The following is a 10,583-nucleotide window of genomic DNA, read 5'->3' as shown; positions in this document are numbered from 1 at the left end:
GTGCAGACGACTGAAATTTTAGGCGGTGCGAAAGCGCCTTGGCTGACGCGGCCGCGTGTGGCCGTGTCGCTGTTGTTCCTTTTGAACGGCTTTGTCGTTGGCTGCTGGGCGCCGAAGATTCCTGAATTCGCCGAACGCCTGCAGCTGAGCAAATTCGAGCTCGGATTGATGATCCTGTTCTTCGGCATCGGCTCCCTCGTGATGATGCCGGTTGCCGGCGCGCAGATCGCCGGGCGTGGTTCCAAATTCGTGGTCAAGGTCACGGCGGTGCTGCTGCTGCCGATGCTGATCCTCTTGTCCCTGGTGCCGGATGTCTGGACCGGCGCGGCGGTGCTGTTTCTGTTCGGCGGGTTCGTCGGCGCGATGGATGTGGCGATGAACGCCAATGCGGTTGTCGTCGAGAAATCCATGCGCCGTGCCATCATGTCGTCCTGCCACGCCTTCTGGAGCCTCGGTGGTCTGATCGGTTCGGCAATCGGCGGCTTTCTGATCGGCCATTGGGGCGTTCTCATCCATGCCGAAGTGGCGACCGTGCTCGCCATCGTCTTCCTGGTGGCCGCTTGGCCGATCATCTTCAGCGACCAGCCGCATCCGAGCGAGGTCAAGACGAAGGCCAAGCTGCCGATGACGCCGCTGCCCTGGCTGCTCGGCGTGATCGCGCTGTTCTGCATGGTGCCGGAGGGTGCGGTTCTCGATTGGGGCGCGCTCTATCTGCGCCAGGAGTTCGGTGCGACGGCGACGCTGTCCGGTTTTGCCTTTGCCGCCTTCTCGCTCACCATGTCGATCATGCGCTTTGCCGGCGATGCCGTGCGGGATCGTTTCGGCGCCGTCAACACGCTGCGGGTGAGCACGGTGATTGCCATCGTCGGTATGCTGATGGCGGCCCTCTCGCCGGATGCGGCGCTGGCGATCATTGGCTTCGCGCTCTGCGGCGTCGGTATTTCCAACATGGTGCCGATTGCTTTCTCGGCCGGCGGCAACATTCCGGGGCTGCAGCCGGGCATCGGCATTTCGGTAGTGACGACGCTCGGCTATTCCGGCATGCTGGTGGCACCCTCGGCCATCGGCTTTGCCGCCGAGCATATCGGCTTTTCCGCCGTGTTCCTGCTGCTGCCGCTGCTGCTGCTGATCGTCCTCGGCTTTTCCGGTCTGGCGCGCTATGCCGACAACGGTCACGAGAGTGGCCATTGAGCCATCGGCCGAGCAAAAGTGATGCTTGGAATGGTTGACAAGCCGAACGCGGTACGCCACCTGAAGGCCCTAGCATCCCTAAGCCAAAACGAGCTTTGCATGTCTTCAGCCAGCGAATTCGATCCCAAACCCCGCCGCGCCAGCGTTGCCGTCGATGTCGGCGGCGTCATTGTCGGCGGCGGTGCGCCCGTTGTCGTGCAGTCGATGACCAATACCGATACGGCCGATATCGATGGCACGGTCGCGCAGGTGGCCGCGCTGTTCAAGGCGGGTTCGGAGATGGTTCGGATCACGGTCGACCGGGACGAAAGTGCTGCTGCCGTCCCGCGCATCCGCGATCGCCTGGTGCGGCTGGGGCTGGATGTGCCGCTGATCGGCGACTTCCATTATATCGGCCACAAGCTGCTCGCCGACCATCCTGATTGCGCCGAGGCGCTGGCGAAATACCGGATCAATCCGGGCAATGTCGGCTTCAAGGACAAGAAGGACAAGCAATTTGCCGAGATCGTCGAGATGGCGATCCGATACTCCAAGCCAGTGCGCATCGGCGTCAACTGGGGCTCGCTCGACCAGGACCTGCTCACCGCCCTGATGGACAAGAACCAGGCCGAAGGCTTCCCGCTCTCGGCCCGCCAGGTAACGCGCGAGGCGATCGTCCAATCGGCGCTGATTTCGGCGCAGCTTGCCGAGGAAATCGGCTTGCCGCGCAACCGCATCATCCTGTCCGCCAAGGTCAGCCAGGTGCAGGACCTGATCGCCGTCTATTCGATGCTGTCCGAACGCTCCGATCATGCCCTGCATCTCGGGCTCACCGAAGCCGGCATGGGCAGCAAGGGCATCGTCGCCTCGTCGGCAGCCATGGGCTACGTCCTGCAGCACGGGATCGGCGATACGATCCGCGTGTCGCTGACGCCGGAGCCGAATGGCGACCGGACGCGCGAAGTGCAAGTGGCCCAGGAGCTGCTGCAGGTCATGGGCTTCCGCCAGTTCGTGCCTGTCGTCGCCGCCTGTCCGGGCTGCGGTCGCACCACCTCGACGGTGTTCCAGGAACTGGCGCAGAACATCCAGAACGACCTGCGCAAGAACATGCCGGTCTGGCGCGAGAAATATCCGGGCGTGGAAGCGCTGAACGTGGCCGTCATGGGCTGCATCGTCAACGGCCCCGGCGAGAGCAAGCATGCCGATATCGGCATTTCGCTGCCTGGGACCGGCGAGAGCCCGGCTGCCCCCGTTTTCATCGACGGCCAGAAGGCGATGACCCTGCGCGGGCCGAACATCGCATCGGATTTCGAGGCACTGGTCGCCGAGTACATCGAAAAGCGATTCGGCCAGAAGACACTGGCCGCCGAATAGGCCGAAACCGGCTCGCCTCAGATGCGGCTGGCCAACGAATAGGCCGGCTTCAGATGCGGCTGGCCAACAGCTTCAGCCCGGCAAAGCAGTAGAAGGTCGCCATTGCGCCTTCAATCCAGCGGCGAAGGCGTTTGTAGACGCTGAGGGCACGCGGGGTCGAGAAGATCGCTGCATAGCCCATGAACGTCGTGAAACCGATGATCATGCAGCCGCCGATGATCAGCACGGCCACGGATGCAGGCGCGCCCTGCGGCATGCCAAGTGTGATGATCGCCAGCCAGGCGAAGATCGCCTTGGGATTGGTGACGTGGATGCCGTAGCCACGGAGCAGGAGTGATCGGGCGCTGTCCTTCTTGGCCGCGCTTGCGGCAGGCATGTCGATCCGCGAGCGCATGGCGCGAAAAGCCTTGTAGGCGAGATAAAGCAGATAGAGGCCGCCGAGGATCTTCATGATTTCCAGTGCGGTAGCGTAGGTCTGGAGCAGGGTGGCGAGACCGAGCGCTGCCGCGCAGGCCCAGGTCATCGAACCGCCGAAAATCCCAAGCGAGATCGTCATTCCGGCCCTGCGGCCCTGGGTCATCGAGGTCGAGATAATCGCCATGATCGCGGGGCCGGGGCTCGCGACGGCGATCAGATAGGCCACATAGGCAGGCAGGATCTGAGGAAGGTAGGCGAGCGCCTCATGCATGCGGCGATACTCCGGTTCGGTGGTTTCGAGGCTTGGCCTTGCTCTCCGCAGCGCGGGCTGCGTGAGAATGGCCGTGTTCAACTCTTGCGGCTGGCGATGAACTGGGCGGCCTCGGTCAGGACGGCGGCCTTGTCTCCATAGGGTTCCAGCAGCTCTGCGGCTTCGCGGACCTGGCGCGCCAGATGTTCCTCGCCCCAGGCGATCCCATGCAGTGCCACCAGCGTGCCTTTGCCGCGGCCGGCGTCCTTGCCGGTGGCCTTGCCCATGGTTTCGGCGTCGGCAGTGAGGTCGAGAAGGTCGTCGGCCAGCTGGAAGGCGAGGCCGATCTTCTCGCCGAACGCCCGCAGCCTCTGTCTGTCGTCGCTGGAAGCGCCGGCGATGATGGCGCCCGCCTCGCAGGCAAAGCGGATCAGCGCACCTGTTTTCATCGCCTGCAGGGTCTTGATCCCCTGTTCGTCCGGCGCGCTCCTCTCGGCGGCCAAATCGAGCGCCTGGCCGCCCGCCATGCCGCCGATACCGGCGGCCCGCGACAAGGCAAGGATGATGTCCAACTTCTGCGCCGGCGGCAGGTTCGTTTCCGGCGCGGCGATGATATCGAAGGCATAGGTGAGCAGGCTGTCTCCGGCGAGAATGGCGGTCGCCTCGTCGAAGGCGATGTGCACGGTCGGCTTGCCGCGTCTCAGGTCGTCGTCATCCATCGCCGGCAGGTCGTCATGCACCAGCGAATAGCAGTGGACCGCTTCGAGCGCCGCTCCGATGCGCAGGGCCGCATCGGCATCGCCGCCAAGGAGCAGGCTTGTTTCGAGCACCAGGAATGGGCGCAGCCGCTTGCCGCCGTTGAGCACGCCGTGGCGCATCGCTGCCATCAGCGGCGCCGGGCGATCAATCTCGTCTGCAAGCGGCGTGTCGGTCAGAACCGCGGCAAGCATGGCCTCGACCTTGACGGCGTTGGTCTTGAGACGCTGTTCGAAGAGGCGGGTCGTGCTATCCATTGCCGCTGTTTGCCATGAGTGCCAGATGCTGGCAACGAAATTGTCAGGAGAGCGGTTTTGCCGGAAAGCCGCTCTGGCCATCCCCTTATCCAGACGGTATGACATTTTTGCAGGGGTGAAGGCAGGCGTTCGGATTTGGACATATCGACGCAGAATGACGAGCAGGAGGTTGCGCCTGCCAGGGAGGAGCGATTGGCCTGGTTTTTTGGCCGGCCGATTTGGCAGCGCGTGGTGATCGGGGTCGTCGGTCTGCTGCTGCTGCCCTACGTTCTGATCTTTATTTACCTGCTGCCGTTCATCCATCCCGTATCAAACCTCATGCTGCGCGATGCCGTTCTGTTGCGCGGCTATGATCGCCGCTGGGTCTCCTTCGAGCAGATCGCGCCCGTGCTGGTGAAATCGGTGATGGTTTCCGAGGACGGGCAGTTCTGCTTCCATGGTGGCGTCGACTGGGGCGAGATGGGCATGTTGGTGGCCGATACGCTGCACGGCCAGTCGACGCGCGGCGGCAGCACCATTCCGATGCAGACGGTGAAGAACCTGTTCCTCTGGAACGGCCGGTCCTTCGTGCGCAAGACGCTGGAGCTGCCGCTGGCGGTGACGGCCTCCGTCGTCTGGTCCAAGCGCCGGATGATGGAGAACTACCTGAACATCGCCGAATGGGGTCCCGGCATCTACGGCATCGAGGCGGCGGCCCAGCACCATTTCAAGATTCCGGCCTCTAAACTCTCGGCCCGCCAGGCGGCGCTGCTCGCCGTATCCCTGCCCAATCCGATCGAGCGGGTCGCCAGCAAGCCGGGTCGTGGTCTCCGGCAACTCGCCGCTCTGATCCAGCGGCGAGCGCAGGGGGCCGGCGATTACATCAAATGCCTTTATAACTGACATCACAACTTGTCGCTCGAACAGGCTGTTGTCATCTGGCATTCTTGGTCATGACGTAAGGGGCGCATCGTCTCCCATCAATAAACGGATGTCCCGATGAGCGCCGCCCACCTTTCACCTGACCTGCTGTTCTATTCCAAGAGCCGCCATCCCGAGCCTTCGGTCCATCTCGGCCGGCGCTTCGATCTCTCCGGAACATTCCAATACGAGCCCGGCAATACCGTGGTCTGCCATGTGGTGGAGGGCTCGGAGACCCAGCAGGCGCTGGTCGACGCGCGTGCAAAGTATCTGGCCATGCCGGAGGCAGGGCAATTTACCTTCACGCCAATCTCCAGCCTGCACATGACGCTCTTCCAGGGCATCATCGAACATCGCCGCGGTGCGAATTTCTGGCCGGCGGACCTGCCTTCCGACATGCCGATCGACGAGATCACCGAGGTCATGGGCGAGCGTCTCAAAAGCTTTTCGATGCGCGACCCGTTCAAGGTGGCCGTCACCCATGCGCGTCCGTCCGGCCTGGTTGTCGACGGCGCGACTGAGGAAGATCGCCGCACGATGCGCGCCTGGCGCGACGCCTTCGCCGATCTTCTCGGCTACCGCCATCCGGACCATGACACCTACGCGTTCCACATCACCTTTGCCTATGTCATAGAGCGGCTGTCGGACGAGGCGCTGCCACGCTGGCAGCAGTTGCTCGACGAGGTGTCCAATGACATTCTTGCCCGCGTGCCGATCCTCGAGCTGCAGCCGCCGGCCTTCTGCTCGTTCGACGACATGAACCATTTCGAAGAACTGCAGGTTTTCAACTTCAAGCCCTGAGACAGGAATGCCCTATGGACAAGCTGACCCTCTACATCGCCAACAAGAATTATTCGTCCTGGTCGTTCCGACCCTGGCTGGCGATGCAGGGGTGCGGCGTCGATTTTGAGGAAGTGCTCATTCCCTTCGATTTCCCGGCCGGCAATCCACGCTTTCACGCGATTTCGCCGACGGCGCGGGTGCCGGTGCTGCACCATGGCAGCCTGCGGGTCTGGGAATCGCTTGCCATCATCGAATATGTCGCCGAATTGTTTCCGCAGGCAGGCCTCTGGCCGGCGGATGCGGCCCACCGCGCCCAGGCACGCTCGATTTCGATGGAGATGCTGGCGGGCTTCCGGGCGCTGCGCAATGCCTGCCCGATGAACCTCAGACGCCCCAAGCGGCGGTTGCTCGAGCTGCCAGCCGGGGTCATGGACGACGTCGCCCGGATCGAAACCATCTGGCGCGAGATGCGGGCGCAGTCGGGCGGTCCCTTCCTGTTTGGTGCCTTCTCGGCGGCGGATGCGATGTTCGCGCCGGTCGTCAATCGCTTCGAAACCTACGACCTTGTTGTCGCCGAGGACACTTTGAGTTATATGGCCGTCATGAAAGCCCATCCGGCCTGGCAGAAGTGGCAGACGGCGGCGCTGGAAGAAACCTGGATCGTCGTTGAAGACGAGGCTTGACGCCTGAATCAGCCGCTTCCGCAAAAAATGCGGCAAGGGACTGGTCAAAGGCCCAACCCCGATGTATAAGCGCGCCAAATTTCCGAAATCGATTGCATGTCGTTTCGGCCGCCTGGCTGGCCGTTGTCATGTCTATCCGCACAGTGGAGTAACGAAAATGGCTGTACCGAAGAGAAAAACAAGCCCGTCCAAGCGCGGTATGCGCCGTTCGGCTGATGCGCTCAAGACCTCGACCTACGTCGAAGACAAGAACTCCGGCGAACTGCGCCGCCCGCATCACATCGATCTCAAGACCGGCATGTATCGCGGCCGTCAGGTTCTGACGCCGAAGGAATCCGCATAAGCTTTGCTTTCGCGATTTCAGTATTGAGGCTGGCCATTGGCCGGCCTTTTTGCTTTTGAACGCTTAGGTTTCAAACCGATACGACATGCGCTATGAGTGCGGCACAGCTGTTCATCCCCGATGGAGTTTGCCGATCATGATTGCCGCTTTCCCGCTGATGGTTATCCCTTTCGTGCTCTACAATCTCGCCATGGTCGGCTTGATGGGCGGCGGCGGGATTGGCGCGCTCGGCAACGACGTCATCGTCCTGTCGATGCTGTCGGGGGCGATGTGGAGCATGGCGCTCGGCGACCTCTTCATCGTGATCGCATTGGTTCTGTTGTTTTTCGAGATCCTGAAGGCCACCCGCAACGTCGGCTCGCTCGGCAATCACATGCTGTCGATGCTGGTCTTCATCGCCTTCCTGGTGGAGTTCCTGCTGGTGCGGGATGCCGCGACGCAGATTTTCTTCATCTTGATGACCACCGCCTTCATCGATGTCATCGGCGGCTTCGCCGTCTCCATCCGGACCGCTGGACGGGACGTGTCGATCGGGCTGTGAACAAGGCCGCAGCCTGAAAGGCGTACTGCGGCCTGTTTTTGGATCACAGGCTGTCGAGCTTGGCCTGCAACGCCTTCATCTGCTCCTTCAGCTCGTCGATGTCGCGCGCCTCGGCCTTGCGGCTTTCCTTGACCGGCGCCTTCATGAAGGGCGAGAACATCTCCATGGCCTGCTGGAACATGTCCGTGTTGCGACGCACCTGTTCCTCGACCATCTGGATCGGCAGCGAGAAATTCTTGGCAAGTGCCGTTTCGCCGAAGGCGCGGCCGATCTGCTCGCGCATCTGCACTTGCTGCTCGGTAAAGGACTTCATCGAGTGCTCGAGAAAGCTCGGCACCACCATCTGCATCTGATCGCCGTAGAAGCCGATCAGCTGCCGCAGGAAGGAAATCGGCAGCAACGTGTTGCCCGTCTTCGATTCCTGTTCGAAAATGATCTGCGTCAGCACCGCATGGGTGATGTCGTCGCCGCTCTTGGCGTCCTGAACCGTAAACTCCTCCCCTTTCTTCACCATCTCGGCCAGATCTTCCAGCGTCACATAGGTGCTGGTGCCTGTGTTGTAGAGTCGGCGATTGGCGTATTTCTTTATGAGAACCTGGCCCTCGTTTTTTGCCATTATCAGTCTCCTAACCCCGTCTGATTTTATGGATACTCCTCCACCAGAGAGTGTAGACGGAAAGGAAGCCCGGTGACAATCGCTTTGTGCGCTGCGGCAATCCCTTTCCCGCAGTCGGTTTTTTCGGTTTTGTGAGGCAGAGAGAAAAGATGTCGGGTTGAAGTCTTGTCGTTTGACTTGCCCCCGCGGCTTTGACAGTTTCTCCCCCGCCGGCCTAGCATCGAGGAGGATCTTATGAGCCAACCATCCGTCGTTATCGCAAGTGCAGCACGCACGCCGGTCGGCGCCTTCAATGGCGCCTTCGCAGCCGTGCCGGCCCATGAGCTCGGAGCCGCGGCGATCCGTGGCGCGGTCGAGCGCGCTGGCGTCGATCCGGCTGAAATCGACGAAGTCATCCTTGGTCAGGTGCTGCAGGCGGCCGAGGGCCAGAACCCGGCGCGCCAGGCGGCGATGAAGGCCGGCGTGCCGCAGGAAGCCACCGCCTGGAGCGTCAACCAGCTCTGCGGCTCGGGTTTGCGCGCCGTCGCGCTCGGCATGCAGCAGATCGCCATGGGCGATGCTCGCATCATCGTTGCCGGCGGCCAGGAATCGATGTCGATGGCGCCGCACGCAGCGCATCTGCGATCCGGCACCAAGATGGGCGACATGACGATGATCGATACGATGATCAGGGATGGCCTGACCGATGCCTTCTATGGCTACCACATGGGTATCACGGGGGAAAATGTCGCCCGCCAGTTCCAGCTGTCGCGCCATGACCAGGACGAATTCGCTGTTGGTTCACAGAACAAAGCCGAGGCAGCGCAGGCCGCAGGCCGATTCCGCGACGAAATCGTGCCCTTCACGATTGCCGGGCGCAAGGGTGACATCATCGTCGACAGCGATGAGTACATCCGCCCCGGCTCGACCCTCGAAGGCATGGCGCGTCTGCGTCCGGTTTTCGACAAGGATGGCACGGTCACGGCCGGCAATGCATCCGGTCTCAACGATGGCGCGGCGGCGACCGTGCTGATGAGCGAAGCGGAGGCATCGCGCCGCGGCATCGCGCCGCTTGGTCGTATCGTCTCCTGGGCAACGGCGGGCGTCGATCCGCAGATCATGGGCACCGGGCCGATCCCGGCCTCGCGCAAGGCGATGGAAAAAGCAGGCTGGACGGTGCGCGATCTCGATCTGGTGGAAGCCAACGAGGCCTTCGCCGCCCAGGCCTGTGCCGTCAGCCGCGAACTGGGCTTCGATCCCGCTATCGTCAACGTCAATGGAGGCGCGATTGCCATCGGCCATCCCATCGGTGCATCCGGTGCCCGTATTCTGACCACTTTGTTGTTCGAGATGAAGCGCCGCGGTGCAAACAAGGGTCTCGCGACCCTGTGCATCGGGGGCGGCATGGGCGTGGCAATGTGCATCGAAGCATTTTGATCCATCCGGTGCCGTGCTGTATTGACGACGCGGCTTGCATTTTGGGCGGCCAGACGGGGGACGTATCATGAGCAGGGTGGCACTTATCACCGGGGGCACACGCGGTATCGGCGCAGCGATCTCCATGGCGCTGCGCAATGCCGGCTACAGGGTCGTTGCAACCTATGCCGGTAACGACGAGCGGGCCGATGCCTTCCACACCGTGACGGGTATTTCCGTCTATCGCTGGGACGTTACCGACTACGAGGCATGTCGCGAAGGCGTCGCAAAGGTCGAGGCCGATGTCGGGCCGGTCGAGATTCTCGTCAACAATGCCGGCATCACCCGCGATGCGATGTTCCACAAGATGACGCCGCAGCAATGGCATGAGGTGGTCAACACCAACCTCAACGGCCTCTTCAACATGACGCACCAGGTCTGGGAAGGCATGCGCGCGCGTAATTTCGGCCGTGTCGTCAATATTTCATCGATCAACGGGCAGACGGGCCAGATGGGCCAGGCCAATTATTCCGCTGCCAAGGCGGGCGACATCGGTTTTACCAAGGCGCTTGCCCAGGAGGGCGCCTCGAAAAACATCACCGTCAATGCGATCTGCCCCGGCTATACCGCGACGGACATGATGCTGACGGTGCCTGAAAAGGTCATGACAGAGAAGATACTGCCGCAGATCCCGGTCGGCAGGCTGGGAGACCCGGAAGAGATCGCGCGCTGCGTCGTCTTTCTCGTTGCCGACGACGCCGGTTTCATCACGGGATCTACGATATCCGCCAATGGCGGTCAGTATTTCGCCTAGGAGATTTCACCGAGTAGGCTGGGATTTACGTCCGAGCACATCGAGGTCAGGAGCCTGAGCGTTTCCGTTTTCCTAGAAACGCTCTCCCTGCAAACGGCTCAGCGGCGGCCGTTTCTCGAGCGAACCGGCACGAGCACGCGACTGCGCTCCTTGCGCTGGTTGGACAATACGGCGGCGGTAGTGACGGCGGCGGCGACTGCGATCGAGGCAATCGCTGCTATTTCTGTGACCAACTCAACCATGAAGCAGCCACTCCTTTCAGCGAGTATCCCATCAGGGAACGG

The 10,583-nt window shown here is 62.1% G+C and carries 13 protein-coding genes; 9 read left to right on the top strand and 4 right to left on the bottom strand.

Annotated elements, in window-relative coordinates:
- Together VH564_RS06245 and ispG are read left to right on the top strand one after the other, a co-directional pair.
- Positions 1–1,191, top strand: coding sequence for an MFS transporter (locus tag VH564_RS06245; RefSeq protein WP_423338947.1), 1,191 nt, complete (start codon positions 1–3; stop codon positions 1,189–1,191).
- A 99-nt stretch (positions 1,192–1,290) separates the two neighbouring features.
- The gene (gene ispG / locus VH564_RS06240) at positions 1,291–2,544 is read left to right on the top strand and encodes a flavodoxin-dependent (E)-4-hydroxy-3-methylbut-2-enyl-diphosphate synthase (protein WP_423338946.1); all 1,254 of its coding nucleotides are present in this window, start codon (positions 1,291–1,293) and stop codon (positions 2,542–2,544) included.
- Positions 2,545–2,593: 49 nt separating this feature from the next.
- Here the strand turns inward: ispG and VH564_RS06235 are convergent, their stop codons facing one another.
- Together VH564_RS06235 and VH564_RS06230 are read right to left on the bottom strand one after the other, a co-directional pair.
- Positions 2,594–3,232 carry a LysE family translocator gene (locus VH564_RS06235; RefSeq protein WP_423339390.1) on the bottom strand — a complete coding sequence of 213 codons (639 nt, stop codon included), beginning with the start codon at positions 3,230–3,232 and terminating at the stop codon, positions 2,594–2,596.
- Between the two features lie 77 nt (positions 3,233–3,309).
- Entirely contained in the window at positions 3,310–4,224 is a 915-nt protein-coding gene (locus VH564_RS06230) for a polyprenyl synthetase family protein (protein WP_423338945.1), read from the bottom strand.
- Between the two features lie 141 nt (positions 4,225–4,365).
- On the opposite strand from VH564_RS06230, the gene VH564_RS06225 reads away from it, so the two are divergent.
- The 5 genes from VH564_RS06225 to VH564_RS06205 all read left to right on the top strand — a co-directional run bounded on the left by VH564_RS06225 (position 4,366) and on the right by VH564_RS06205 (position 7,474).
- The gene (locus VH564_RS06225) at positions 4,366–5,106 is read left to right on the top strand and encodes a transglycosylase domain-containing protein (protein ID WP_423339389.1); all 741 of its coding nucleotides are present in this window, start codon (positions 4,366–4,368) and stop codon (positions 5,104–5,106) included.
- A gap of 96 nt (positions 5,107–5,202) precedes the next feature.
- A complete protein-coding gene (locus tag VH564_RS06220) occupies positions 5,203–5,925 on the top strand; it encodes a DUF1868 domain-containing protein (RefSeq protein WP_423338944.1) in 723 nt (240 codons plus the stop codon).
- Positions 5,926–5,939: 14 nt separating this feature from the next.
- Entirely contained in the window at positions 5,940–6,590 is a 651-nt protein-coding gene (locus VH564_RS06215; RefSeq protein ID WP_423338943.1) for a glutathione S-transferase family protein, read from the top strand.
- Between the two features lie 157 nt (positions 6,591–6,747).
- Complete coding sequence (gene rpmF / locus VH564_RS06210) at positions 6,748–6,933, top strand: 50S ribosomal protein L32 (protein WP_111219506.1); 186 nt, start codon at positions 6,748–6,750, stop codon at positions 6,931–6,933.
- Between the two features lie 136 nt (positions 6,934–7,069).
- Positions 7,070–7,474 (top strand): hypothetical protein, encoded by a 405-nt coding sequence (locus VH564_RS06205; RefSeq protein ID WP_423338942.1) that lies wholly within the window; start codon positions 7,070–7,072, stop codon positions 7,472–7,474.
- Positions 7,475–7,517: 43 nt separating this feature from the next.
- Here VH564_RS06205 and phaR read toward each other — a convergent pair whose 3' ends face one another.
- A complete protein-coding gene (gene phaR, locus VH564_RS06200) occupies positions 7,518–8,090 on the bottom strand; it encodes a polyhydroxyalkanoate synthesis repressor PhaR (protein WP_423338941.1) in 573 nt (190 codons plus the stop codon).
- Positions 8,091–8,324: 234 nt separating this feature from the next.
- Here phaR and VH564_RS06195 point away from each other — a divergent pair, with 234 nt between their 5' ends.
- Both VH564_RS06195 and phbB read left to right on the top strand, forming a co-directional pair.
- On the top strand, positions 8,325–9,506 hold the full coding sequence (locus VH564_RS06195) for an acetyl-CoA C-acetyltransferase (RefSeq protein ID WP_423338940.1): 1,182 nt from the start codon (positions 8,325–8,327) through the stop codon (positions 9,504–9,506).
- A gap of 67 nt (positions 9,507–9,573) precedes the next feature.
- A complete protein-coding gene (gene phbB / locus VH564_RS06190) occupies positions 9,574–10,299 on the top strand; it encodes an acetoacetyl-CoA reductase (RefSeq protein ID WP_423338939.1) in 726 nt (241 codons plus the stop codon).
- A 98-nt stretch (positions 10,300–10,397) separates the two neighbouring features.
- On the opposite strand, the gene VH564_RS06185 is transcribed toward phbB, so the two are convergent.
- Entirely contained in the window at positions 10,398–10,541 is a 144-nt protein-coding gene (locus VH564_RS06185; RefSeq protein WP_423338938.1) for a hypothetical protein, read from the bottom strand.
- Between the last annotated feature and the right edge of the window lie 42 nt (positions 10,542–10,583).

The organism is Rhizobium sp. HT1-10 (genome assembly GCF_049472505.1).
Taxonomy (GTDB): Bacteria; Pseudomonadota; Alphaproteobacteria; order Rhizobiales; family Rhizobiaceae; genus Rhizobium.
The sequence above is the reverse complement of the archived record's forward strand: the minus strand, read 5'-3'. Positions and strand labels throughout refer to the sequence as shown.

What these genes read in the sequence shown, in the direction of transcription:
- ispG (WP_423338946.1), top strand. Translation starts at nt 1,291, where the DNA reads ATGTCTTCAGCCAGCGAATTCGATCCCAAACCCCGCCGCGCCAGCGTT.
- VH564_RS06235 (WP_423339390.1), bottom strand. Translation starts at nt 3,232, where the DNA reads ATGCATGAGGCGCTCGCCTACCTTCCTCAGATCCTGCCTGCCTATGTG.
- VH564_RS06230 (WP_423338945.1), bottom strand. Translation starts at nt 4,224, where the DNA reads ATGGATAGCACGACCCGCCTCTTCGAACAGCGTCTCAAGACCAACGCC.
- VH564_RS06220 (WP_423338944.1), top strand. Translation starts at nt 5,203, where the DNA reads ATGAGCGCCGCCCACCTTTCACCTGACCTGCTGTTCTATTCCAAGAGC.
- VH564_RS06215 (WP_423338943.1), top strand. Translation starts at nt 5,940, where the DNA reads ATGGACAAGCTGACCCTCTACATCGCCAACAAGAATTATTCGTCCTGG.
- rpmF (WP_111219506.1), top strand. Translation starts at nt 6,748, where the DNA reads ATGGCTGTACCGAAGAGAAAAACAAGCCCGTCCAAGCGCGGTATGCGC.
- VH564_RS06205 (WP_423338942.1), top strand. Translation starts at nt 7,070, where the DNA reads ATGATTGCCGCTTTCCCGCTGATGGTTATCCCTTTCGTGCTCTACAAT.
- phaR (WP_423338941.1), bottom strand. Translation starts at nt 8,090, where the DNA reads ATGGCAAAAAACGAGGGCCAGGTTCTCATAAAGAAATACGCCAATCGC.
- VH564_RS06195 (WP_423338940.1), top strand. Translation starts at nt 8,325, where the DNA reads ATGAGCCAACCATCCGTCGTTATCGCAAGTGCAGCACGCACGCCGGTC.
- phbB (WP_423338939.1), top strand. Translation starts at nt 9,574, where the DNA reads ATGAGCAGGGTGGCACTTATCACCGGGGGCACACGCGGTATCGGCGCA.
- VH564_RS06185 (WP_423338938.1), bottom strand. Translation starts at nt 10,541, where the DNA reads ATGGTTGAGTTGGTCACAGAAATAGCAGCGATTGCCTCGATCGCAGTC.